Raw genomic sequence first — 23,073 nt, forward strand, 5'->3', positions numbered from 1 at the left:
AGATATGGGTATTTTAGACCTGTTCCGGTCCAAACCGGAGGCAGCGCCTTCGGACGCGCCGAAACGAGCTCCGCGAGCTGACTGGCAATATTTCGACGGCTTGGATGATCCAAGGCTGGCCGCATTTATTGGCGGCGGCGCTGAAACAGCTAGCGGTATGGCGGTGACGCCAAAGGCTGCTCTGTTCAACACAACAGTTTTTCGCTGTGTCGACCTCATTTCAGGCAGCATCGGGATGCTGCCTTTCTACCTGATGTACAAGGACGGGAAAGGGCGACTTCACCCAGCAGATGATCATTCTCTGTTTGATGTTCTTCTTACGCAGCCGAATAACTGGCAGACGGCGTATGAATTCCGTCGGCAGCTGCAGTCGCATGCACTGACCTACGGCAATGCATACGCCCGTATTGTTCGAAGCGGTAGGCGCGTGGTTGCGTTGCAGCCTTTGCACCCGACGAATGTCACCGTGGAGCAGAAAGACGACCTGACTGTCATCTACAAGGTCGTCTTGAAGGGCGGTCGTTATGTCGAACTTCCCCAGTCGGAGGTTTTCCATCTCCGCGATATGACAGACGATGGCGTTGTGGGTCTTTCTCGCGTCCAGCAGGCAAAAGAGGCTATCGGCCTTGCCATGCAGACCGAGAAAGCCGCGGCTCGTCTGTTTAAGAACGGTACGATGGTCGGCGGTGCGCTTACGCACCCCGGCAAACTTGGTGATGACGAGTTTGAAAACCTCGATACGAGCCTAAAGGAAAAGTTCTCCGGCGCGGAAAACGCGCACAAGTGGCTGATCCTTGAAGAAGGCATGAAGGCCGAGCCATTCTCGCAGACGGCTAGAGACAGTCAGCAGATCGAGACAAGAAATCATCAGATCGAGGAGGTCGCGCGAGCTTTTGGCGTGCCTCGACCTCTGTTGATGATGGACGACACGTCCTGGGGCAGCGGTATTGAAACCCTTGGCCAGTTTTTCGTTCGTTATGGCTTGGCGCCGTGGTTCATCGCTTGGGAGCAGGCGGTTTCTCGGTGCCTTCTGACCCGCGAAGAGCGTCGATCGTATCAGGCTGACTTCGATGAGCGCGAATTGCTGCGCGGTTCGATTAAGGACCAGGCCGAATTCCTCGCGAAAGCCTTGGGTTCGGGTGGCTCCAGACCGTGGATGTCACAGAATGAAGCTCGCGATTATGTGGGTTTGAGCCAGAGCGACGATCCAGATGCGGACAGCCTCAAAAATCCAATGACGCAGCCAGAAACTGGCCGCCCTCCTTCAGGAACACGCAATGAGCCTTAACAGAACGCCGGTTGCTGCCGTTGCGCGACCGAAGTCGTATCAGTGGGATGTGCCTCTCTCCGCCTTGGAGCGGTGGGAGAACGCTCCACAAGCGGCAGAAGCAGACAACCCGAACACAATTTCAATCTTTGATGTGATCGGCGAAGATTATTGGAGCGGAGGCGGGTTTACGGCCAAGCGAGCCGCTGCCGCTCTTCGATCTATCGGGAAAAATCCAGTTACCGTGAACGTGAATTCGCCAGGCGGCGACATGTTCGAAGGGCTGGCGATTTACAATCTCCTCGCAGGCCATCCCGGCGAGGTCACCGTCAACGTGATGGGTTATGCGGCGTCTGCGGCGTCAATCATCGCTATGGCCGGTGACAGAGTGATCATGTCGACCGGTTCGATGATGATGATCCATCGAGCGTGGGGGCTGGCCGTCGGTAATACGCACGATTTCACCGATGCCGCGACGCTGTTTCAGTCCTTCGATAGTTCAATGGCAGATATCTACGCTGCCCGCACAGGACTGGCGCAGGACGTCGTGCTTTCGCTGTTGGACGGCCCATCAAAGGCGTCAGACGGCACTTGGCTGTCAGCTGATGAGGCCATTGAAAAGGGCTTTGCGGACGAAAAGGGCACTGGAACTGCCAAGTCCGACGCAAAGGCTGAACTTCCCGCACATATTGCCGCGATGCGCCGGATTGACCGAGCGCTAGCTGCCGCAGGTGAGACGCGCCGTTCGCGTACTCAACTTCTTCATGAAATTCGAGGCGAGCGCGATGCCGCCGAGAGCGCCACGCGCGACGCTGGCAAGACCAGAGCCAAAGACATGACCGGCATCAGGGCCGCGCTTGTCAGCACAACCAATATTCTTTCCAAGGGATAACCAAATGGAACCCGATGAAATCAAGGCGCTTATTGAAGCGCAGGGCCGCGCATTCGAAGCGTTCAAGGCAGAACATAGCGCAGCTCTTAATGACGTAAAGAAGGGCACGGAAGATGTCGTTCGCACCGAAAAGGTCGACCGCATCAACGCCACTGTAAGCGACCTTCAGGCGGCTCTCGACGAGCAGGCCCAGAAGCTTGCAGCTTTGCAGACGGCAGGCGCATCCAAGCCCGGTGATGCCGTCAAGAACGCCGAATATACCAAGGCGTTTGACCGCTTCTTCCGCAAAGGCGATGATGCAAGCATTGACGCATTCATTCAGGCCAACCCACAGGCCGCGATGAGCGTCGCCGTTCCAGAAGACGGCGGTTATACGGCTCCGACCGAATGGGACCGCACCATTACCGACAAGCTGAAGATCGTTTCTCCGATGCGCGGTATCGCTTCGGTCATTCAGATTTCTGGTAACGGCTTCTCCAAGCTCTACAACGACCGCGCTACGGCGTCGGGCTGGGTAGGTGAATCCGCTGCACGTCCTGAAACCCCGGCTGCAAAGTTCGCCGAGGTGAAGTTCAACACCGGCGAAATCTACGCCAATCCTGCTGCAACGCAGCGCCTGCTGGATGATTCCGAAATCAACCTCGAAAACTGGCTTGCCGGTGAAGTCGAGACTGAGTTCGCCTATCAGGAAGGTATCGCGTTCGTCTCCGGCAACGGTACCGACAAGCCCAAGGGTCTACTGACCTATACGGCGGCGAATTCGCACCCGTGGGGCGCGATTCCGACCGTGAATAGCGGTGACGCAGCCGGTCTTACGACCGATGGTCTCATTGATCTGGTTTACGACCTGCCAAGTGAGCGCACTCCGAATGCACGGTTCACTATGAACCGCAAGACGCAGGGCGCCATCCGTAAACTGAAGGACGGTCAGGGCAATTACATCTGGCAGCCGGGTCTGGTTTCTGGCCAGCCTGCAACGATCCTTGGTTTCCCGGTCAGCGAGCTTGCTGCAATGCCGGACATTGCGGCTGACGCTATCCCGGTTGTCTTCGGTGATTTCCAGCGCGGTTATCTTGTGGTTGACCGTATGGGTATTCGCATCCTTCGCGATCCGTACACCAACAAGCCTTTCGTGCAGTTCTACACCACGAAACGCGTTGGCGGCGGCGTTACTGACCCGACGGCCCTGCGTTACCACAAGATCGCAACGGCACCGACGCCTTAATCTGAATAGTAACGGGGCGCCTTCGGGCGCCCTTTATACAGGAGGCGCTGATGGAAGTGCGTGTTGCGAAGGCATTCAAGGCGGTGCCTGAAGGTGAGGTTTATCCGCGCCAGTTTGATGTTGGCGATACCGTGACTGGTCGCATTGCCGAGGTTGCGCGAACTCTGGGCTGTGTCGCAGATGAGCCTGCTAAGAAGAAGGGCTTCGACCGTGGCGGTGGATCTTGATCGGCTAAAGCGACATCTTCGAATTGAATTCGATGATGAGGATACGGAGCTAGAGGGCTATCTGGCCGCAGCTCAAGGGTCTGCGTTGCGCTACATGAACCGCGACGCCGTGCCCGCTGGCGCTGAATCCGAGGTGGACGCGGCTGTCCTGCTTATCGCGGGAGACCTTTATGAGAACCGCGAGCGACAATCGACCGCCGAATTGTTCGAGAACAGATCGGCACGCTGGCTGCTTGATCCGTATCGGCTGCTGAGGGTGTAGTCATGCCCTGGGTTGCCTTCACAGCCACCTACGACTTCATCCCAAAGCCTGCAGTGACCATCCGCTATCCAGCAGGTTACGTCGGGTTAGTGACTACGTCTTGCGCTAACCGCGCCATTGCCGCTGGCAAAGCCGAGCGGCTTCCAACCCCTACAAAAGACGAGGCCGAAGCATGGCGAAGCGCGCAGGTGCCGGCAGCCTAAACTGCCGTTTAACGTTTCAGGTTCGGCAGGACGTAGACGATGGGTTTGGCGGAACGCGTGGTGAATGGGTTGACCAGTTCACCATGCCTGGAAGGCTGGAACCGCGATACGGCAGCAATGCCGAAAGTGTCATGGCCGCGCGAATGCAGTCTATGCAGCCGTACAATCTGACCATTCGCAGTAGCGAGCAGGCACGGCAGATTACGGCGGCGTGGCGGGCATACGACTCTCGAGCGGGGAAGACTGGGGACAAGCCGAACCGGGTTCTCGGAATCAAGACCGTTGTCAATCCCGACGAGCGTGGGCAGTACATTGAGATGCTGGCGATTGAAGGCGAGGAATCCTGATGGCGGTAAAGATTAAAGGTCTCGACCGCCTTCAGATCAAGCTAACTAAGTTCCCAGAAGTCGCTGAAAAGCTTGTTAGAGCAGCGATGGAGCAAGGCGCGCACGACATCGTCAACATGATGCAAAACTTGGTTCCCGTCGATAAGGGCGATCTACGAGATAGCATCGGCTGGACTTGGGGCAACGCTCCAAAATACAGCCAGCGCATTGGCAGCTTAAAGTCGAATGACGGCAAGCTGACAATTACGATTTACGCTGGCAATTCTAAGGTGCGCTATGCCCATCTGGTCGAGTTCGGCAGCGCTCCGCACGTGAATGGCGGCATGTATCCCGGCACTTTTAATCCGGGCGCCAAGGCACAGCCATTCTTTTACGTCTCGTGGCGAGCCAAGCGACGTAGCGCACGGGCCCGAGTGTCGCGTGCGATTACCAAGGCAGCCAAACAGATAGCGGCGGATCGCTAATGGACCCGGTTCTAGAGCTTCAGGGCGCAATCATTCAGCGCCTACGCAGCTTTCCTGCGCTCGTCTCCCTGATTGGTCAGCGCAGCTACGATAACCCGCCAACGAACGACCAAGGGCAGGTTTCGCCCTCGATCTTCCCATATGTCAGTATCGGCGCGTCGAGCGCTCAACAGGCAGATGCCGATTGCATCTATGCCGACGATATCATTTTCCAGCTGGATGTCTGGTCGATCGAGCCAGCAAAAAAGCAGATGCGCGACGTCGCCAACGCCGTGCGCCTCGCAACACGAGGATGGGAACCAGTTCTGACGGCCAACGCCCTCGTGACATTCGAATATTGGCGTACTGACTACATCCAGGATGGCGCAATCAATCATGCGTCGATCCGTTACACGGCGATCATCGAGCAGCCTTAAGGCCCTCCACACCGCCTCTCAAAAACTGTTTACTCGGCTGCCTAGAGGCGGCCCTTTTCGTATTGGAGCACTCCATGACAGCTGCCACCACGATCAAAGGCGGAAAGGTCCGCGTCAAGATCGGTGATGATGCATCGCCAATCGTTTACACTGCGCCGTGTGGCTTTACGCAGAAATCGATCACGCTATCGAAAAACCTCAATGAGGTTTCGATTCCCGATTGTGAAGATCCCGACAAGGTCGACTGGATCGGTCGTGACGCCGCCTCGCTCTCGATGAGCATCAACGGTGAGGGCGTCTTGGCTTCCGAATCCGTGGAAACGTGGCTGGATGCTTGGGAAAGCATCGATTCTGTCCCGGTCCAAGTTGAGATTGTTTTCCCAGCTAAGACCTACACCTATACCGGCAAGATGCACGTTGAGAGCCTGGAAATTGGCGCCAACAATGGCGAGCGCGCGACGAACAACGTTTCGCTGCAGTCCGATGGCGAAATGGTCCGCGTCTCGGCACCGACAGCTCCGTAATGAGCAGAGATGCAAAAGTAGAACTCGACTGGGCGGACGGTACTTATACCTTCCGCCTCGGTTGGGGCGAGCTAGAAGCGTTGCAAGAAGCCTGCGACGCTGGCCCTTGGGTCATTCTGGAGCGGCTGTTCACCAAACAATGCCGCGTCGGTGATATTTCAAACGTCATACGGCAGGGACTTATCGGTGGTGGGATGGAGCCGACTGCGGCAACGAAGCTTGTTCGAACCTATGTCGAGAAGCGGCCACCTGCCGAGAACATCGTCTTCGCGACAATCATTTTGCAGGCCGGCATTCAAGGCGTACCGGAGGAGCCGGTGGGGGAGTCAGCGGCGGCAAATCAGACGGAGAGCAACTTGACAGTCTCCCCAACGGTAAAGTCCGATTTGCCGCGGTCTACGGCAACGGTGCGGCGCTCGGCTTCACGCCGCAAGAAGTAAGGCGAATGTCCATGTGGCAGTTCATGGCTGCCGTAGACGGGTACGTCAAAGCCAACTCGACTGACGATGGCGGTTTGAGCCAAGCGGAAAAAGACGAGCTTTGGGAGTGGGTGAGCGAGGGGTAGCGTGGCTTGCTAGTAGCAACCCAACTGCGTCGCCTGGTTGCCTCGGCTATACTGACAGACTCTACCAGCCGTTAGGACGAACATTGTGTTCGGCAGTAACTAATGAACTTCTCCGAAATTGCTATAATCGGTTCGGACTTATTAGTGGGCTTAACACTGTAAGTGTGAACCAAAATACCCGCTTTGTTTACCGCTTCAATGGCGATGTCGCGCATAGGAGGTTCTTCTGGTATTAAAAGCACAGGTTTTAACTGTTTTTCTAACCCGATAATGTGAGGATATAAGCTAAGCTGACCAACTGCTTCGTATACGCTACTCATTGACGAACTTGTTTTGATTTCTATGAGTAAATTGGCCTCTGGATAAATCGCGTCAACTGCGAAACCATTTCGCTGCGGCTTTAGTAGCTTTCCATTTAAACAGGCATTCAATGCTTGCCAAACAAAACCCTGTAGCCGGCATACCTCCTTACTCCACCCCGGCTGGTCAACAACCGTTACGCTTCCCGTCTCGTCGGCGCCTAAATGATAGGAGTTGTCTGTAATATAATTCACGGGGGTCGAACTTGCCAGTCTTGCCAATGTGCATCCTAGTGCAAAATCCACTGTAGTTTTGATGATATTCGCCTCAGAGGAATCAATATTGGCAACCAAGTAATATTTTCGCTTAGACAAACCGCCTTCGACAAGTACTTCGAGCGGTCGTAACTTACTAAAGCGCTCGAATTCGTCTCCAACGATTAGATGAGAGAGAGCGTTCTTATGCAAACGACCTTCTCGTAGCAAGAGGCGATTGCCCATCTTGTCTTTGGCTACAATTGTTAGTTTGTGCCTGTCTAAACCAGACCCCACGGGCCTTACAATTTTTACAATTCCGTTTTTAATGTCGGGATATGACCCGAACATAACTTGATCTTCAATTTGTCCAGGGTCGCCGTGTCCATAGTTTCCGAATAGAACTGTACGATCGTGCATCAACCAAACATTTTTTTCAGTATTTGTGCTGTTCTTCTTAATTGCTGAAACCCAATTTTGGTAAACAGCATCACAAATATTTTGATCAGTTACAATTTCAAGCATTGATTTATCCCAGTAAGCGAGCGTATGAGATCAAAATGATCTTCTAGAGAATTATTTATATGGATCCAACGACTTCCCGCCTTTGGTGTTCTTGTCGACAATCAACTTGTAAGAGCCTGCGGGGAATTTGTAAGGCGCACATCGTTGTAAGGCTCGGTTGAGCGATTCCACGCCAGCCTTCCCAACCCCGTCTTTCGGGAACTCTTTGGCGGTCACATCCGACAAATCCCCGTCTTTATCCAGTTCGACAGAGAGAACGATCTTGCTTGCCAATTTCATTGAAGCAGGCGGGTTCCAGCACTCCAGCGCAGCCCGCGCGAACGCATCGTTCTGCTCATTAGCCTGCGCGGGCATTGCCATAACGGCGGCGGCAATCACCAAAAAACATACTCTCATGGAGCCTCCCTGCCATGGCAACCAACCTTGAATCTCTTGTCGTTCAATTTTCAGCCGATTTCAAGCGATTGGAGAACGCCATCAATCGTCAGCGTGGGCAGTTCACGCGGCAGATGCGCCAGATGGAGAAGTCCGCAGATGTCAGCGTACAGCGTATAAATGCGGCGCTCGGTAATATCGGCAAGGGCACAATACGAGACCTCGCTGCTCCCTTAACCGGCATTACTGCCGCTTTGGGTACGCGTGAGCTGATGCAGTATGCAGATGCTTGGACACAGGCCGGAAACCTCATTCGATCATCTGCCACGGCTGCAGGTGTTGGCGCACGTTCGCTGAATGAGTTGAAGGACGGCGCCAATGAGGCGCGTACAAGTCTTGAAGCGTATACTGACCTATATGCCCGATTGATCAGATCGGCCTCCGCTGTGGCTAAATCCGAAGACGAGATAGCACTGGCGACGTCGCTGGTATCTAAAGCATTCAAGGCGGGCGGGGCATCGGCACAGGAGCAAGCTGCGGGCATTCTCCAGCTCGGGCAAGCTTTGGGTTCTGGCGTTTTGCAGGGTGACGAACTCCGGTCCTTGCGTGAAAACGCACCAGTCATTGCGAAAGCGATTGCTGACGAGTTTAAGACCACAATCGCAGGTTTGAAGCAGCTTGGCGCCGATGGAAAGCTGACCTCCGATCGCGTGTTCAAGGCCATTCTGAACGCACAGAAGCCAATTGAAGCGCAGTTCAGAGCGACGAACGCAACAATTGCCGATGCTTTTACCCAGCTCAACAACGAATTCACAGCCTATATCGGTAATGCTGACAAATCGGCGGGCGCAAGTGCGCAGCTGGTTCAAGTGCTGCAGTATGTGGCCGACAATTTCAAAGAAATCGCTGATGTCGTGGCGGCTTTTGCGACGGTGCTACTTACGGCCTTTACCGGACGGGCAATCGCTGGGGTCGTCGTCGGACTCGGTCAGGCCGTTGTTGCGTTGGGTTCGTTCCTGACCGCACTACGCACCGGAACCAGTGTTGTTGCTGCATTTAGTGCTTCTCTGGGGCCGATTGGGCTTCTTGCGGGTGCAGCTGCTGGAGCGGTTTACCTGCTCTACAACAACATGTCGTCGGGCGACCGTGCTGCTAAATCATTCAGCGAAGCTGTCGATGGAAACAAGGTTGCGCTAGAAAGCGCAGCCTCAGCTTCGCGACAGTATCAGACTGAACTGGTCAAGCAGATCAGTTTGCAGTTGGAAGCGGCTAAGGCGGCCTATGCACAGGCAGATGCTGATTTCTCGGCAGCGAATGCACGAGCTCAAGGTTTTCGAAAGCTAACCGGGCTCAAATTTGAGCCGCTGGAATATGCCGCCGATCAAGCTCTGGCTAACGCCGATGCTCTCGGGCTAGCCGTTGGGAAGTTGGAAGACCAGCAAAAGAAGGCTCAGCAGATCCTCGCCTCAACGCCATCGGGCTACGGCGGCGGCATCGCCACTACACCAGACGATAAGAAGAATGGTCGGACCAAGAAAACGCCTGCCGAGCGGTTTGACGATAACATGCAGCGCGTCACCGACCGCACGGCTGCACTTGTTGCAGAGACTGAGGCACAGCGCCAGATCAACCCGCTGATCAACGACTATGGCTTTGCCATGGAAAAGGCGCGCACAGAGCAGGAACTGCTCAATGCAGCGCAAAAGGCTGGTGTCGCGCTCACGCCAGAATTGCGGGTTCAAATCGCTGCCACGGCGGACCAGTGGGCTCTTGCGAGTGCCGAGGCTAACAAGCTGGCCGAAGCACAAAACCGGATTCGGGAAACCGCGGAAGATATGGCGGCATTCCAAAAGGACCTGGTTGGCGGGATTGCTGATGACTTCCTAAACGGCGCAAAGTCAGCTGAGATTTTCGCGAACGCTCTTGGCCGCATCGCGCAAAAGCTAATCGATATCGGCCTTGCGAACATCTTCGATACCGACAAGGGCGGCTTTAATCTCTTCGGCGCTCTGGGCGGTATATTCCGCAAGAACGGTGGACCGGTAAAGCGCGCTGGCGGTGGCATTGTTCGTGGTCCTGGCGGGCCACGTGGCGACAAAATCCCGACGATGCTAAGCGATGAGGAATTCGTCGTTAATGCGGCAGCGACAAAGCGCAACCGTGCTTTACTGGAAGCCATCAACAGCGGGCGTGTTATCGGACTGAAGGACGGAGGCTCACCTCTGCGCGCCCCAGCCATGCCGATCCTGCGGTCACCTGCTGCGTCGCAGCAAGCGCAATCCGGTATCGCCGACGTTCGTGTTTTTGTTGACCGTGACGGCAACTGGCAGGCCGAGGTCGAGCGCATCTCGCAGCGCAACGTAAAGCAAGGGCTGGCTTCCTACGATAAGTCGGGAGCCGTCCGGACGGCGCGTGATCTAAGGCAGGTGAACTCAAGAGGACTGGCAAAGTAATGGCTGAACTACTTCCGACTGGCCTTCGATATCAGCCGACTTTCCCGGTCCTGAATCGCCCGGTTTCCATGTCTCAGTATGGGGATCGGGCGATTTCAGCGATTGAGAACGGCGATCCGTTCTGGACGTGGACGGCAAAAGTCACCGACTTGACGAATGCCAAACGCAATTTGCTCGAGGCGTTCATTGATCGGTGCCGGGGCGGTCAGGTTACGGTGCATTACACGCCGAAGCATGTTTGCATTCCGCAAGCCTACTGGGGCGACGCAAACAACTCGGCGATTACCGGTACGGCTTCATTGGGCACGATCAACGGCAATACTCTTACGCTGAATGGCGTTGCAGTCGGTCTTAAGCTGATGAACGGTGATTTGGTTGGCTTTACGATCGGCAATTACAACTTCATCGCTCGCATCGTTGCCGATGCCACCGCGGCTAGCACGACATTGCAGGTGAAGATCGAGCCATTCTTACCATCCTATATCACCGTCGGCGCGGCGGTGAAGTTCAAGAACCCTATAATGAACATGCGGCTGATGCCGAAGACGTGGGAAATCGGCGAAGGCAAGTTTCCCGATGCGTCGTTCCAACTCATTGAGGTGCCGAAGTGAAGGAAGTGGAAGAAAGAGATTTTTTCGGTTTTACTCCTGAGATGACAAAGGTTTTGGAACGCGAACTTTCGAATTACGACGGGTTTTGTCTAATTGAGGTGGTAAAAAGGGCATTTCAGGAAGTGAAGTTGGTGGACCCCGACGCTTTAAAATTAGATATGCGATGATATTCAGGGCGCACATTCCCATGTCCTCGCAATCCCTGATCAACTGATGCATTTCTTGTTTGTCTATTTTATCTTCGTATTCTCGGATTTCGCCCTTGGCGTACTCGGTTCGTAAGATCAGAAAGCTGCCTTGATCTTCCTTAGCACCATGAACGAAGTAGTTGCGATGTTCATTCAATCGTTCGATGGAAATTGAAATTTCTTTAATGTGAGGCTCAATTTCCGGGTGAGACGAAGATGAAGATAAAGCTCGAAGCGCGAACCAAAGTGACTGACCATTTAGTTCGTTGGTGACAGATTGCACTCCCTTTGGTTGGCCAAGCAAATGGCTCAAAAGCATCTTGCAACAATTTTCGGTGTTGTTCCAAGCCATCACGAGCTCGCCTAGCAAGTGAGCGAAGCTGATATCAATTAATGGATAGCGACGTCTATCAGGTCTGTTTCCAGGATGTTTTTTGCCTTTTGACATGGTTGTGCCTCCGCGCGAGCATCAAAGCTGAGTCGCAATCGGAAGTCGAGTTTGCCTACCGTTGGCGCCGAGCGCGAATAGCACGAACCCAGGTGTTGTTGAACATAATGGCGCCTATGACCAATGCGACGGCGCCAAGGGCGACCATGCCGAAAGCTACGCCTTGGTCTCCGAACTGCTGATATAACCAGCCCGTTTTTTCTACTGCTTGGGCTGGATTTCCAAGGCGAAGAACACCTTGGATCAAGGCACCAAAACCGACAATCAACACGCAAACACTTCTAATCATGCCGGCCAGATATCAGCTGGGCGCGGTTCAATCCACCCTTTCGATGAATTGGCGGTAACTAATGGCTTTCCCAGCACGTCTACAGCAATTGCTCGACGAGGGCAGGGGCAAGATCGCCTCTGCCGTCAAGTTCGAGTTCGGCACCGGCATCTACGGGTTTTTTTCGGGTAAGGGCAGTGTTGACTATGGCGGCCTGACCTATCACGGCAACACTATCATCGACATCGATGAGCCGATGTACGCGCTCGGCACGGCAGCACAGCCCGTGACGATGCGACTGCCCGCTGCTGCCGACTTTGGCCTGACGCCCGACAAACTCGGCCTGATTGAGCAGGAAGATTACAAGAACCGCCCTGTCACGTTCTACGACTTCTATTTCGACCCAGACACGAACGAGTTCCTTCACGCCGAGCCGACCTGGTACGGCTATGTCGATACCATTGATCACCGCGAGGAAGGTGACAGCGTTTGGCTAGAAGGTCATATCGAGACCGGCGCAGTCGACAATTTCCGCGAAGGCTATCGCTACGCCTCACATGAGGATCAGCAGCTTGTTTCGCCGGGCGATATGCTTTTCGAGTACGCAGCAAGGACCAAGAATGAATTCTTCAAAATCAAATTCGGCTAGGGTCCCCGGCTGGGATCGGGCGCTGGAAGACCTTGCGACAGTTCACGTATCGATCTTGCCGGAGTGGGGCATTTCAGACTGTCTGATGACGGCAGCCGATGCAATCAAGGCCGTCACCGGAGAAGATCCACTCGCCGAGTTTCGAGGTAAGTACAAAACCGAAGCCGGTGCAGCTCGTAAGATGCGCGCCAATGGCTGCGAGAACGTCAAGGACGTGCTTGAAACCTATCTCCAGCTTGAGGCAGTCAATCGGCTCTCTGCTCGCCGCGGCGATGTCGGCGTGATGCTGATCAATGACGAATATGTGGCCGGGTTCATTTGCGGGTCTGGTTTCGCGGTCAAGCAGCCGTATGGGCTCACGTTCTTTCCGGTGACCAAAATCGAGCAGGCCTATAAGGTCGGCAGCTAACCACCACTACAATTTGCGCCTTTGAAGGTCCGCCAGCAGCGGGCCTTTTTTGTTGCGCCTGCATGAGGCCGCCGTATGCCATTTTTAGCGCCTATCTTCACCGCTATCGGCGGCATCGTGTCAAGCGTGGCCGCATGGGCTGCAGCGAGCCCGATCCTTGCCGGTATCGCTCAGACAGCCTTCGGCATTGCGCTGAAATACGCCGTCAATGCGCTGTTTCCTCCGAAGACGCAAAGCCGAGCGTCGGAGCTGGAAACGCAGTATGGCGCCAATATTCCGCGTTCGGTCATTCTTGGTACCTGTGCGACCGAAGGCCATCACATCTATCGCAACAGCTATGGTAGCGGCGGGCGTCTGATACAGGACGTGTTCGTTCTGTCGAGCTTTCGCATTACGGCTGTTCCACGTGTTCGCTACAATGGCGAATGGCGGAGCTTGGTGCAGCAAGATTCCGACGGTTACTGGCTTGTGCCGAACGAAGGCACGAGCGGCGACGATCACGACAATGTCCGCGTCAAGTTCTATTACGGCACGATGGATCAGCAGGCCGAACCGACGCTGATCAACAATGCCCGCCCTGCCGGGCGCTGGACTGCGAACCATCGTGGTGCCGGCGTTGCCTATGCCATCGTATTTTCCGAACTTCGCAAGAACGGCGACGGACTGACCTCGCCGGCAAAGCTACTCTTCGAAGTCGTCGGAGCGCCGCTTTATGATTGGCGTAAGGACAGCACGATGGGCGGATCGGGCGCGCATCGCTGGAGTGACCAGAGCACGTGGGAATATTCCGATAATCCGCCGGTTCAGATCTACAATCTGGAGCGCGGCTTCTACAATGGATCGCAGCGCATGGTCGGCAAGGCTGTTCGTGCAAGCCGCCTGCCATTGGCAGAATACACCCAGGCAGCGAACATCTGCGACGAAGTCATGTCGGACGGTTCTAAGCGCTATCGCGCCCATGCGATTGCCAAGGATGGTCCCGGCGCGAACCACGACGCCAACCTATCGCCGATCCTCGAAGCCATGTGCGGCTCGTGGGTAGAGCGTGTCGATGGCGAATTCCCGATTGCGGGCGCTCCGCAGGCCATCGTTGCAACCATCACCGACGCAGATATCAAGCGTGGTGCACCGCTTCGTTTCAGCGCAAAGCGCAAGCGTACAGAACTTATCAACACGGTTGCGGCCTCATATGTCTCGCCGGATGACTTCTATGAAACGAAGGACGCGGCAACTCGCATCGATGCTGGTGCGCTGGCCGAAGATCGCGAAACGCTTGCCAGCGCCATTCCTTACGCTGCCGTCACCGATGTGCGGCAGGTGGACAGGCTGGCTGACATCGCAATCCGTGGGGCGCGTTATCAGGCATCAGCGGAAATCGTCGTTCATCCGAAATTCCTCGACACGATCAAGGAAGGCCGGTGGGTTCGCTGGAATAGCGCAAAATATGGCGACCGGACATATCAGGTTCTGACCCGGCAGCTCGGCGGCATCAATACTGACGGCGCCCGCGATATCTCAATTGCGCTGCAACAGATCAGCAATGGCGTCTTCGATCCGACGGCTTATGAAACCAACCCGCCGAACATCATCGTCATTCCGCCGCCGCAATATCTGGCCGAGGTGCAGAATTTTGATGTCATTCCGACCATCGTCAAGGCTGATGGCGCTGGTGAATTGCCGGGTGCACGGTTGCTGTGGGATGCGATCGATGACATTTCTGTTGTCGGTGTCGATATCGAGTATTGGCCGGCCAATGATCCAAGCCAGGTGTTCAAGCGCTTCGTGACATGGGACGTGGTGAATGTTCTGCTGGTTGAAGGCCTTACCTCTCTTACGGACTGGTTCGTTCGGACGCGCCTGCGTGTCGATAATGGGCGTGCTGTGGCGTGGGCCGCGGCAAGGCCATTTCGGACGCTGAATGCACAAGGCGATCAGAACCCGATCGATTACGAAGGGTTGGCCGATGATCTGAAAGGCTATCTGGGCTGGATAGGGCCACAGGTGCGAGAGCTGATCCGTCAGGCGGAAGAACTAGCGACGCTGACAGCGGACAACCACAACAGCAATTATTCCGATATTCAGCGACTGACGCGGCAGTTGTCGAGCACGTTTGGCAATGCTCAAGCCCGATGGCAGGAAGATATCATTGTTGCTACCGGACCAAACAGCGCCATTGGCCAGCAGCTGACACGCATCAATGCTCAACTCTGGGACAATACAGGCGCTAGCATCATTCAGCTTCTGCAGGTGCGCGTTGATGGAGTTGAAGGCGATGTGACGGCGCAGGCAAACCTGCTCACGCAACTGTCGTCCAACGTCAATGAGGTGTCAGCGAACGCTACTTTCCGCATGGGTACTTACGTTGTCCCGTCAGGCTGGAATGCTCGTATTGGTATGGAAGTGCGCGGTGGGACAGATGACAGCTTCAAAAGTGCTGGCTTGTTTCTTGATGTTACCAGCACTCAGGCGCGTATAGCTCTTATTGCGGAACAGATCGTATTCTCGAATGGAACTCAGTTCTTCAAGCCTTTCGTCATCCAGAATAACGTCATGTACGGCGAAGGCTTCGTCATGGACTGGGCGAAGATCGTCAACGTGCAAATCCAGTGGGCGCAGATACAAAATGCGGTGATCGACAATCTAGTGGTGAAAACGAGTAACCTTGATTTCAACGCCGTCACCCAGCCAAATCGATCCCCTTTCAATCAGTTATTGACTGGAACTTCTGGTGTGGTCGCTGCTCTGACAATTAGCAATCCTGCGGGTAATGCAGTGGTTGTGGGGTGTAATGTGGCCACTCCGTTTACAGCCTCCACCGGTAGCTCAATCAACTTGAAACTCACCTTGTGGAACATGACGACAGGCTCAGAAATTGTTTCCAACACGGCCTCTGTTACCGGGGGACAAAACTCACTGCCCTTGGGGGCTTGTAATATTGATTTTACCGCCATTACAGGGACTAACGTTTACGGCTTGCAGATCACCGTTATTACCAGTTCAGGCACAAACTCAATCGGCAACACGGTGGGCGATGTGAAAGCGCTTGTCTGGAAACGCTGACTTTCATCCAAATCCAATCATAGGAAACCGCGTTGACAGCGCGGGGAGGTAATTCATGGCTGTTTTGCCTGACTATGTGACCGGGACGATCACGCTTGCCAATGGTTCCACGACCGTCACGGGTACGGGAACCATGTTCACAACGGCGGCCTTTCGACCGGGCGACACGCTCCAAATCCAGAACCTGACGGCAGTAATCGCCAGCGTCGATAGCAACACGCAGTTGACGCTGGCTGATCCCTGGACAGGAACTGGCCTGACTGATGCCCCATATCGTGCGCGCTATCTACCAGATGGCGCACGCGTTACAGCTCAGACTACATTGCTGATTGAACTCCTTGGCAATGGTGTTCTTTCGAACATTGCGAGCATTCCAGTAGAAGAAGGCAATCTTCTGATCGGCAACGCTGCCGGTCTTTATGACCTGATTGATAAGTCTGAGCTCGGTACTCCGGACCCGAACGGCAGTCTCGCCAAGCTGGCCGCGCTGACACTGGCGGCGCGTCAGATATTGCAGACGGATGAAACTGGCGCGTTGACGGCACTCACGTTGGGCGCTCGCCAAATCCTTCAAACTGATGAGACGGGTGCACTTAAGTCCATCGCTCTGGCAGCGAGCAAGCTGCTAAATACCGATGCGAATGGCGATGTTCTTCTTTCAGACATCACCACATACGGGCGTTCTGTGGTCGCTACCGCAAATGCAACAGCCTTGCGCACGGTTACGGGTTCGGACCGTCCTATTTTTTCAGCTTATCCGCCAGCTGATATTTCTATCGGTAATGGCATCAATGCCGTCAACATGACAGCGACGCATGTCAATGTTGGAAATCACTGGAACGGGTCGAGATTTCTTTGTCCAGAAGCAGGTAATTACCTCTTTTCGTTCTCGGCACAATGGAACGTCGGCCAAGATAATACCGGATATGCAATTCTCAGAATAAAGAGGAACGGGACTACTGTCATTGGCGGCATCGAAAACAAGAGCTTATATTTCAAGCATGTCACGATAACGAGCGTGATACCTCTGACCGTCGGAGACACTGTTACCTTTGAGTTCGAGTTAGTAAATGCCGCTGGCTCCCCCTTGCTTCAGGGCAGCAACACGAGAGCACATGGCTTTTTGGTGAGGTAGAAAAATGCAGTACAAATTCATCAAATTCGGCCCAGAAGGCTATCCGCTGTTCTATTATGACGAAGTCACCTACCCACCCACGGAAAAGGGGAAGCTGAACCCTGCCATACCTGCCGATGCAGTGGCCGTAACAGATGAGCAATGGCTCCGCGCTTCCATAATGCAGCTGTGGCGCGCTCCAGATGGACAATTGGTGGAGCCACCGCCGCCGGAACCAATAATCCAACCAGAGCCAGTCACCATTCTTCCAGCAGTTACGCTGTGGGAGCGCATGACCGAAGCCGAGGCGGATCAGGTCAATGCTGCCATGGCAACTCAGCCCTTCCGCACCCGTCAAATCTTTCTGACCGCAAACACCTTCCGATCAGATCATGAGCTTTGGCCGCTGTTGGTCCAAATGGCTACGGATTTGTTTGGAGATGACAGGGCAGCTGAACTGCTTGCAGGTTGAACTACAGCGCCCTAATCACCCGCACAGAGCCACCGATCAACACCTCAACGTTTTGTTGCGGATTTCCCGACCAATATGATCGAATATCGTTATCCATCTGCGCGAATGGTGTGGGCATACCTGGATTGGTCGTGCCAACAAAGTCCCACGAGGTACGGAAAACCGGTACGGCAGGGTCTACCAGTTCGACTTCGTGAACTACTGACAATGCCGAATGGGTGGCAACGTATTGATCCGCGTCAGCGCGATTCTCACAACAAAAGACACAATCAAGACGGCTCGGAGCCTTTGGGTTTAGGGCTAGCCGACCGAACTCCAATGCGAGCTCGCGATAGTTTGTCGTTGGCGCCTGCTCGAAAGCCCGTTTAATCCGCCCCCAATTTCCTGGCTCAATTATGCTGCCTGCGCCCAGTCTAATCGGCGCACAATGAAAATACGGCATGCGGTCCCCCATTTATCGCCAATGAATCAATCGGCAAAGTAAGTTTGCCATTTTCCCGGAACAACTCAATGAACAAAACAACGTTCTTCGCTTATGCGAGGCGCGCGCCTTTTGGCGGCCGTCTGTCGCAGGCGCAGGTCGACGGCACGTCGGCGATTCTGGCTGAAGCTGAACGCCGAGGCCTGCCGGATGAGCAGGCGGCTTATGTGCTCGCAACGGCATTCCATGAGACCGGCGGCAAGATGCAGCCAATCGAGGAAAACCTTACCTACACCAGTGCGGCTCGCATCCGGCAGGTTTGGCCGCCGCGGTTTAGCACGGTAACCGCCGCTCAGCCCTTTGTCCGAAACCCGCAGGCTTTGGCTAACAAGGTCTATGGCGGTCGCATGGGCAATACCGGCGCAAACGACGGCTGGCGGTTCCGCGGTCGCGGGCTGGTGCAGATCACCGGACGCGACAATTATAAGAAGTATGGGCTCGGTGATAACCCCGACGCCGCGTTGGAAGACAGCACAGCTGTGCGAATCCTGTTTGACGGGATGATTAACGGCAAGTTCACGGGCAAGCGGCTGGCCGACTATTTCGGCGTCGGCAAGGAAGACCCTGTAGGCGCCCGCGCTATCGTCAACGGCAGCGACAAGGCCAGCCTTATCGCAGGTTATTACCGCAACTTCCTCGACAGCATCGTGGCCGCCCGTGAAATGAAGCTGGCCGTAGCAGAAGATGCCAAGGCTGACGATGTGCCTCTGCTGCAGGATAAAACGGTGCAGACAATCGTCGCTGGTACGGGAGGGACGCTCGTGACTGGCCTTATCGGCGCGGTGTCGAACCCATGGGCGTTCGCAACAGTAGCGCTCCTGCTGGTCGCAGCAGGCGCGGGCTTCTGGCTCTGGAAGAGCGGCAGGCTGGAACTGAAGAGGGTGGCGGTGTGACCTGGCTCCTAACCCTGCGCTCCAAGATCACAGGCTGGGCCGTGGCAATCGCTGCGGCCCTTGCGATTCTGGCGGGTGCTTACCTCAAAGGTAGGGCGGACAATGCCACAAGCGCAACCGCCGACCGGCTGAAAGCCGCCAATAAAGCAAGGAAGATTGAAGATGAAACGAGCAAGCTTGGCGGCGGTGATGTTGACGTTGCTCTGTCTCGGTGGATGCGTGACAGCCGGTAGCTACTGCGACGTCGCGCGGCCCGTCCGCCCGAGCGTCGAGGACAGCCTGACCGACGGAACGAAGCGCCAGATCCTGGCAGAGAACACCAAACTTGAAAAGCTATGCGGGGTGCGGCCGTGAGTAAATTGTCGTTGCGCATGGACACGCATAGCGCCCAAAAAATGTTATCGTCGCTATCCTCTATCTCGGATGGATTTCCCGAATTTCGCGATGGCCTCCTCGGCCTTCTCAATTCCGGCGAAGAACTTTTCGCTATTGATGATGAAATCAGAACAGCACCCAGGGCAAGTGACATTGTCGTTGGATTTAAGCCAACCGATAGTCTGCTCGATCTGATTTCCACATTTAGGGCAAGTCACCCCGATTGTCTGATTTTCAAACATTTCCCCCATCCCTTTAGATCAGACGATTGCAACATAACTTCCGAGGGTGTGCAATGACCGGCGCTGAAATCATGGCCGTCGTCGGCTTTATCGTAATGTTGATGGGCTTTCTGTTCGGCCTCTGGAAATACGTTGAGAGCCAGATCGCGAAAGCCGAAACGCGGAACGCTGCAAAGGCGGACGCTGCAACGGCTCTTGCCAGCCTGACACGGCAGGAGCTTTCCGACTACAAGCTGCGGGCAGCTGAAACCTTTGCCACCAAGGCAGGTATGCAGGAGCAGACGTCCCAGATCATGCGAGCCATCGAAAGTGTGGCGCACCGCATCGACGGGCTGACAGAACGGATTGACAACATCATGGCAACGAGGACGGGGCGCACTAGAACATAAAAGAAAGGCGCCCCGAAGGGCGCCAGTCACTTACTTGTGCTTGGTTGGGTCAACCAAGCGATAGCCTGAACCAGGTTTGGGGGTTGGAGGCAAAGGCTTTCCTTGCACACCAGTTATCTCCGGTCCAACGCCACCGCGTGGTCCAATAGTTGCGTACTGGCCGGAGCGGGGAGTTATATTGCCTGGCTTTAGAGGCGGCTTAGACATGTTCAATAACCGATTTCCAGCGCGCCTTGATTTTTACCCTCGATAGTCGTATCCCAACGTTGTTCAGGCGAGAGAACGACTCGTGCCAATCGGCGCACCGTTTGATCGACACAAAAGGCAGGTAACGACGATTCGCTACCTGCCTTTTTTATTGCCGATTTTTTACTTAATGTAAACTATAATAATTAATTACAGTGCGTGACACTGATTTTAACCACTTGGAGAAGCGGTGTCAACATAATTATAAAAATTCTTCTTGACTTAAGATGCGAATTAAGCGTTGAGGTGGTGCGCGTTTAGAATACCGTATTATTTACAAAGGCTTGATTCCAATTAATGATTCAGAAAACAGCCTTCCTTGTTGGTTTTCCCCCTCAAGGTTGATGGAAAATTTTGATGTAAGGCCCGAGTAATTCACCAATACTAACAGGTCTGCATGCCACCATTAACACGACATTTATTGAGGCGTTCCACCCTCCTCGTCGGGCTACCCGCCCGCGCCGCATACCGCGGCAATCACCCAACACGAGGAGTAACAATGACTGATATTTCTATGCCATCCGTATTCGTTAAAGACGGCGCTGTGTATGCAAACAGCCGGGATGTGGCTGCGTTCTTTGAGAAGCGGCACGCTGATGTATTGAGGGCAATTCGGGATGTGCAATGCAGCGAAAGTTTTCATCGACGCAATTTTGCACCGTTTAAAATCAAAGACTTAACTGGAGAGAGCACGTCTCACTATGAGATGACGAAGGATGGGTTCGCCTTTTTAGTGCTGGGCTTCACAGGTGCTGACGCCGCTCGCTTCAAAGAGGCATACATAGCCGCATTCAACGCCATGGAAGCCGAACTAAGTAACCGCAGACCATCTCGTCCAATCGTCCCTGACGCCCGAGATATGGAATTCGTACGACTTGCGAAGCAGGTAAAAGGAGACGGGTTCGCCTGTGCTCTTTGGGACGATATGGGATTCTATTGTCCGTCAGGCTTTGAGCCCATTAGACAGCGCAGTCTGTTCGAACCAGCTAATCAGAACATCACGATTGCAATCACTCACGCCGCCTAACAGCAACAAGCCCCGCTTCGGCGGGGTTTTCATTTCTTTTTCCATTTTTATTTGGCCATTAACACCACATTTATCGAGACATTCCACCCTTCCTTTTGCGCCGCTCACCACGGCCACTATCCAAACACGAGGAGACTGTATGCCCCATGACAGACAGGGCGCGGGTGCGCGCCTTTCACACGAAGAACTACTGCGCCGCGCGGAGGCTTACCGCGAGCACGGCACGCTGGTTAAGGCTGCCGCTGCGCTTGGCATAAAGAAGTCGGCGTTTCACGAGAGCATCAAGCGGGCGGCAGAGATTGGGTTGTTGGGTCCGTCGCCGACGTTGCCCGGCTATGCGATCAAAAGCCTGACCGAGACGCCAAACGGCACTTATATGCGCCAGACGAAAGAGGCTGGCCCGGTTTATGAACCGACGGATGGCCTTGCCGTTAAAGGCAAGACGACGCTCGTTAATGCCGAAGGCCGGGTTATCACGCAGCACATTATGGAGCGGGCTGATGTGCAACAGCAACGCGCCATTTTGGATGCAACGGTTGCAGCCCTGTCTGAAAAACTACCGCGTGTCGCGATTACGCCTCCTCCGGCGCATGTTGCGTCCGAACTACTTAACCAGTTCGTCGTGACAGATAGTCACTTCGGCATGCTGGCATGGCGTGAAGAAACCGGAGATGATTACGATCTGCGTATTGCCGAGCAGTTGCTACTGGACTGGTTCGCCGCAGCTGTAGCCGCCGCTCCGCAGGCGCACACGGCTGTGTTGGCGCAGTTGGGTGATCTGATGCACCATGATAGCCTCGAAAGCGTTACACCGGCTCATAGGCACGTGCTAGACGCAGACAGCCGCTTGCAGAAGGTCATCCGCGTCGTCATTCGCACAGTCCGACGCATCATCGACATGCTATTACAGAAGCACCAGCACGTTCACGTTATCATGGCGTCTGGCAATCATGATCCAGCATCGTCGGCATGGCTGCGTGAGATGCTTGCGGCCATGTACGAGCACGAGCCTCGCATAAGCGTCGACAACTCGCCGATGCACTACCACGTCTACTCGTGGGGTAAGACAGCACTGTTTTACCATCACGGCGACAAGCGAACTATCAACAATGTCGACGTCACGATGGCTGGCCTGTTCCGCAAAGAATACGGCCTGAGTTTGTCGGCCTACTGCCACATTGGCCATAAGCATTCCGATGAGGGCATCAGGACAAACCTAATGTATGTCGAGCGCCACGAAACGCTTGCCGCCAAGGATGACTATGCCGCGAGCGGCGGCTGGCTGTCCGGAAGGTCAGCCAAGCGTATTACGTATCACAAAGAGTACGGCGAAGTTGCCCGGGACAGGATGACGCCAGCGATGGTCAAGGGCGCAGCGCGTATGCCGGTTGCCGCGAATGATAATGTGGCGCGCGCGAGGAGGGTGGCGTGACTAGCCTTTAATCGGTGGCGGTGGTGGAGGAGGCGCAAACAAATCTGCCAGTTGCTGGCGAGGTGACGACGTGGTTTTCTCGTTTGGTGCAGGTGTGGTAAACCAATCCCACGCCGGTTTCGGTAGCCATCCATCTCCAGCGCCCGGTACAACCTCGTTCACAATGAACCAAGTCCCTCCGAAAAATGGCCTGATTTTTGCAGCCATTTCAAAAGGAGTGCTTCTACTTTTGACAAAATAAAGCAAGGGCATGTGGTTCCAATACGATAGAATGTCAACACTATCTATCAAATATTGATGGAATGCAGCAGTATTCATATTGTTATACATGCCGTAGATCATGTACGTCCGGATGCCTCTCTCCGCGTCGTTCATGATAACCTCTTGCTCGAAGGATTAGTTGTTGGTTCGTGTTCTAAAACAACTCCACCAGACCTATCATCTCCAATCGTAGCAAGCTTTCGTAGCTC

At 54.6% G+C, this 23,073-nt stretch carries 27 protein-coding genes; 22 read left to right on the forward strand and 5 right to left on the reverse strand.

Annotation, left to right across the window (positions count from 1 at the left end):
* The first annotated feature begins 4 nt into the window (after nucleotides 1-4).
* The 10 genes from OHI65_RS07150 to OHI65_RS07195 all read left to right on the forward strand — a co-directional run bounded on the left by OHI65_RS07150 (nucleotide 5) and on the right by OHI65_RS07195 (nucleotide 6,267).
* Nucleotides 5-1,288, forward strand: coding sequence for a phage portal protein (locus OHI65_RS07150; RefSeq protein WP_264358592.1), 1,284 nt, complete (start codon nucleotides 5-7; stop codon nucleotides 1,286-1,288).
* Nucleotides 1,278-2,159, forward strand: a complete 882-nt coding sequence (locus OHI65_RS07155; RefSeq protein ID WP_264358593.1) for a head maturation protease, ClpP-related — start codon at nucleotides 1,278-1,280, stop codon at nucleotides 2,157-2,159. Before OHI65_RS07150 ends, OHI65_RS07155 begins: the two co-directional genes overlap by 11 nt.
* 4 nt (nucleotides 2,160-2,163) lie before the next feature.
* Nucleotides 2,164-3,384, forward strand: coding sequence for a phage major capsid protein (locus OHI65_RS07160; RefSeq protein WP_264358594.1), 1,221 nt, complete (start codon nucleotides 2,164-2,166; stop codon nucleotides 3,382-3,384).
* A 50-nt stretch (nucleotides 3,385-3,434) separates the two neighbouring features.
* On the forward strand, nucleotides 3,435-3,611 hold the full coding sequence (locus OHI65_RS07165) for a hypothetical protein (protein WP_264358595.1): 177 nt from the start codon (nucleotides 3,435-3,437) through the stop codon (nucleotides 3,609-3,611).
* Nucleotides 3,595-3,873: a head-tail connector protein gene (locus tag OHI65_RS07170; protein ID WP_264358596.1), complete on the forward strand. Its 279-nt coding sequence runs from the start codon at nucleotides 3,595-3,597 to the stop codon at nucleotides 3,871-3,873. The genes OHI65_RS07165 and OHI65_RS07170 overlap by 17 nt, the downstream gene beginning before the upstream one ends.
* A gap of 172 nt (nucleotides 3,874-4,045) precedes the next feature.
* Nucleotides 4,046-4,423 (forward strand): head-tail adaptor protein, encoded by a 378-nt coding sequence (locus tag OHI65_RS07175; RefSeq protein ID WP_264358597.1) that lies wholly within the window; start codon nucleotides 4,046-4,048, stop codon nucleotides 4,421-4,423.
* A complete protein-coding gene (locus OHI65_RS07180; RefSeq protein ID WP_264358598.1) occupies nucleotides 4,423-4,887 on the forward strand; it encodes an HK97-gp10 family putative phage morphogenesis protein in 465 nt (154 codons plus the stop codon). Before OHI65_RS07175 ends, OHI65_RS07180 begins: the two co-directional genes overlap by 1 nt.
* A complete protein-coding gene (locus OHI65_RS07185; protein ID WP_264358599.1) occupies nucleotides 4,887-5,303 on the forward strand; it encodes a DUF3168 domain-containing protein in 417 nt (138 codons plus the stop codon). Before OHI65_RS07180 ends, OHI65_RS07185 begins: the two co-directional genes overlap by 1 nt.
* Nucleotides 5,304-5,377: 74 nt before the next feature.
* Entirely contained in the window at nucleotides 5,378-5,827 is a 450-nt protein-coding gene (locus OHI65_RS07190; RefSeq protein ID WP_264358600.1) for a phage tail protein, read from the forward strand.
* A complete protein-coding gene (locus OHI65_RS07195) occupies nucleotides 5,827-6,267 on the forward strand; it encodes a gene transfer agent family protein (RefSeq protein ID WP_264358601.1) in 441 nt (146 codons plus the stop codon). The genes OHI65_RS07190 and OHI65_RS07195 overlap by 1 nt, the downstream gene beginning before the upstream one ends.
* 196 nt (nucleotides 6,268-6,463) lie before the next feature.
* Here OHI65_RS07195 and OHI65_RS07200 read toward each other — a convergent pair whose 3' ends face one another.
* Together OHI65_RS07200 and OHI65_RS07205 are read right to left on the reverse strand one after the other, a co-directional pair.
* Entirely contained in the window at nucleotides 6,464-7,471 is a 1,008-nt protein-coding gene (locus OHI65_RS07200; RefSeq protein WP_264358602.1) for a hypothetical protein, read from the reverse strand.
* A gap of 51 nt (nucleotides 7,472-7,522) precedes the next feature.
* Nucleotides 7,523-7,867 (reverse strand): hypothetical protein, encoded by a 345-nt coding sequence (locus OHI65_RS07205; RefSeq protein WP_264358603.1) that lies wholly within the window; start codon nucleotides 7,865-7,867, stop codon nucleotides 7,523-7,525.
* A 14-nt stretch (nucleotides 7,868-7,881) separates the two neighbouring features.
* Here OHI65_RS07205 and OHI65_RS07210 point away from each other — a divergent pair, with 14 nt between their 5' ends.
* Together OHI65_RS07210 and OHI65_RS07215 are read left to right on the forward strand one after the other, a co-directional pair.
* Nucleotides 7,882-10,299 carry a tape measure protein gene (locus OHI65_RS07210; protein ID WP_264358604.1) on the forward strand — a complete coding sequence of 806 codons (2,418 nt, stop codon included), beginning with the start codon at nucleotides 7,882-7,884 and terminating at the stop codon, nucleotides 10,297-10,299.
* Nucleotides 10,299-10,910 carry a hypothetical protein gene (locus tag OHI65_RS07215; RefSeq protein ID WP_264358605.1) on the forward strand — a complete coding sequence of 204 codons (612 nt, stop codon included), beginning with the start codon at nucleotides 10,299-10,301 and terminating at the stop codon, nucleotides 10,908-10,910. Before OHI65_RS07210 ends, OHI65_RS07215 begins: the two co-directional genes overlap by 1 nt.
* Before the next feature lie 30 nt (nucleotides 10,911-10,940).
* Here the strand turns inward: OHI65_RS07215 and OHI65_RS07220 are convergent, their stop codons facing one another.
* Nucleotides 10,941-11,546, reverse strand: a complete 606-nt coding sequence (locus OHI65_RS07220) for a hypothetical protein (protein WP_264358606.1) — start codon at nucleotides 11,544-11,546, stop codon at nucleotides 10,941-10,943.
* Nucleotides 11,547-11,896: 350 nt separating this feature from the next.
* Here OHI65_RS07220 and OHI65_RS07225 point away from each other — a divergent pair, with 350 nt between their 5' ends.
* From OHI65_RS07225 to OHI65_RS07255, 7 genes are all read left to right on the forward strand, one after another.
* Nucleotides 11,897-12,463 carry a hypothetical protein gene (locus tag OHI65_RS07225; RefSeq protein ID WP_151689399.1) on the forward strand — a complete coding sequence of 189 codons (567 nt, stop codon included), beginning with the start codon at nucleotides 11,897-11,899 and terminating at the stop codon, nucleotides 12,461-12,463.
* Nucleotides 12,435-12,872, forward strand: coding sequence for a DUF6950 family protein (locus tag OHI65_RS07230; RefSeq protein ID WP_151689400.1), 438 nt, complete (start codon nucleotides 12,435-12,437; stop codon nucleotides 12,870-12,872). The genes OHI65_RS07225 and OHI65_RS07230 overlap by 29 nt, the downstream gene beginning before the upstream one ends.
* 75 nt (nucleotides 12,873-12,947) lie before the next feature.
* A complete protein-coding gene (locus OHI65_RS07235; protein WP_264358607.1) occupies nucleotides 12,948-15,932 on the forward strand; it encodes a phage tail protein in 2,985 nt (994 codons plus the stop codon).
* A 55-nt stretch (nucleotides 15,933-15,987) separates the two neighbouring features.
* Nucleotides 15,988-17,067, forward strand: coding sequence for a C1q-like domain-containing protein (locus OHI65_RS07240; protein ID WP_151689402.1), 1,080 nt, complete (start codon nucleotides 15,988-15,990; stop codon nucleotides 17,065-17,067).
* 4 nt (nucleotides 17,068-17,071) lie between these two features.
* Nucleotides 17,072-17,518 (forward strand): hypothetical protein, encoded by a 447-nt coding sequence (locus OHI65_RS07245; RefSeq protein WP_264358608.1) that lies wholly within the window; start codon nucleotides 17,072-17,074, stop codon nucleotides 17,516-17,518.
* Nucleotides 17,519-18,028: 510 nt separating this feature from the next.
* Nucleotides 18,029-18,892: a chitinase gene (locus tag OHI65_RS07250; protein ID WP_264358609.1), complete on the forward strand. Its 864-nt coding sequence runs from the start codon at nucleotides 18,029-18,031 to the stop codon at nucleotides 18,890-18,892.
* Nucleotides 18,889-19,125, forward strand: a complete 237-nt coding sequence (locus OHI65_RS07255) for a hypothetical protein (RefSeq protein WP_264358610.1) — start codon at nucleotides 18,889-18,891, stop codon at nucleotides 19,123-19,125. Before OHI65_RS07250 ends, OHI65_RS07255 begins: the two co-directional genes overlap by 4 nt.
* Before the next feature lie 174 nt (nucleotides 19,126-19,299).
* Here the strand turns inward: OHI65_RS07255 and OHI65_RS07260 are convergent, their stop codons facing one another.
* Complete coding sequence (locus tag OHI65_RS07260) at nucleotides 19,300-19,518, reverse strand: YnfU family zinc-binding protein (protein WP_319636859.1); 219 nt, start codon at nucleotides 19,516-19,518, stop codon at nucleotides 19,300-19,302.
* Between the two features lie 44 nt (nucleotides 19,519-19,562).
* Here OHI65_RS07260 and OHI65_RS07265 point away from each other — a divergent pair, with 44 nt between their 5' ends.
* The 3 genes from OHI65_RS07265 to OHI65_RS07275 all read left to right on the forward strand — a co-directional run bounded on the left by OHI65_RS07265 (nucleotide 19,563) and on the right by OHI65_RS07275 (nucleotide 22,603).
* Nucleotides 19,563-19,898, forward strand: a complete 336-nt coding sequence (locus tag OHI65_RS07265; RefSeq protein ID WP_264358612.1) for a hypothetical protein — start codon at nucleotides 19,563-19,565, stop codon at nucleotides 19,896-19,898.
* Between the two features lie 745 nt (nucleotides 19,899-20,643).
* Nucleotides 20,644-21,171 (forward strand): Rha family transcriptional regulator, encoded by a 528-nt coding sequence (locus OHI65_RS07270; protein ID WP_264358613.1) that lies wholly within the window; start codon nucleotides 20,644-20,646, stop codon nucleotides 21,169-21,171.
* Between the two features lie 139 nt (nucleotides 21,172-21,310).
* Nucleotides 21,311-22,603: an oxidoreductase gene (locus tag OHI65_RS07275; protein ID WP_264358614.1), complete on the forward strand. Its 1,293-nt coding sequence runs from the start codon at nucleotides 21,311-21,313 to the stop codon at nucleotides 22,601-22,603.
* Here OHI65_RS07275 and OHI65_RS07280 read toward each other — a convergent pair whose 3' ends face one another.
* Complete coding sequence (locus tag OHI65_RS07280; RefSeq protein WP_264358615.1) at nucleotides 22,604-22,978, reverse strand: hypothetical protein; 375 nt, start codon at nucleotides 22,976-22,978, stop codon at nucleotides 22,604-22,606.
* Between the last annotated feature and the right edge of the window lie 95 nt (nucleotides 22,979-23,073).

The organism is Brucella sp. MAB-22, assembly GCF_025908475.1.
Classification (GTDB): domain Bacteria; phylum Pseudomonadota; class Alphaproteobacteria; order Rhizobiales; family Rhizobiaceae; genus Brucella; species Brucella anthropi.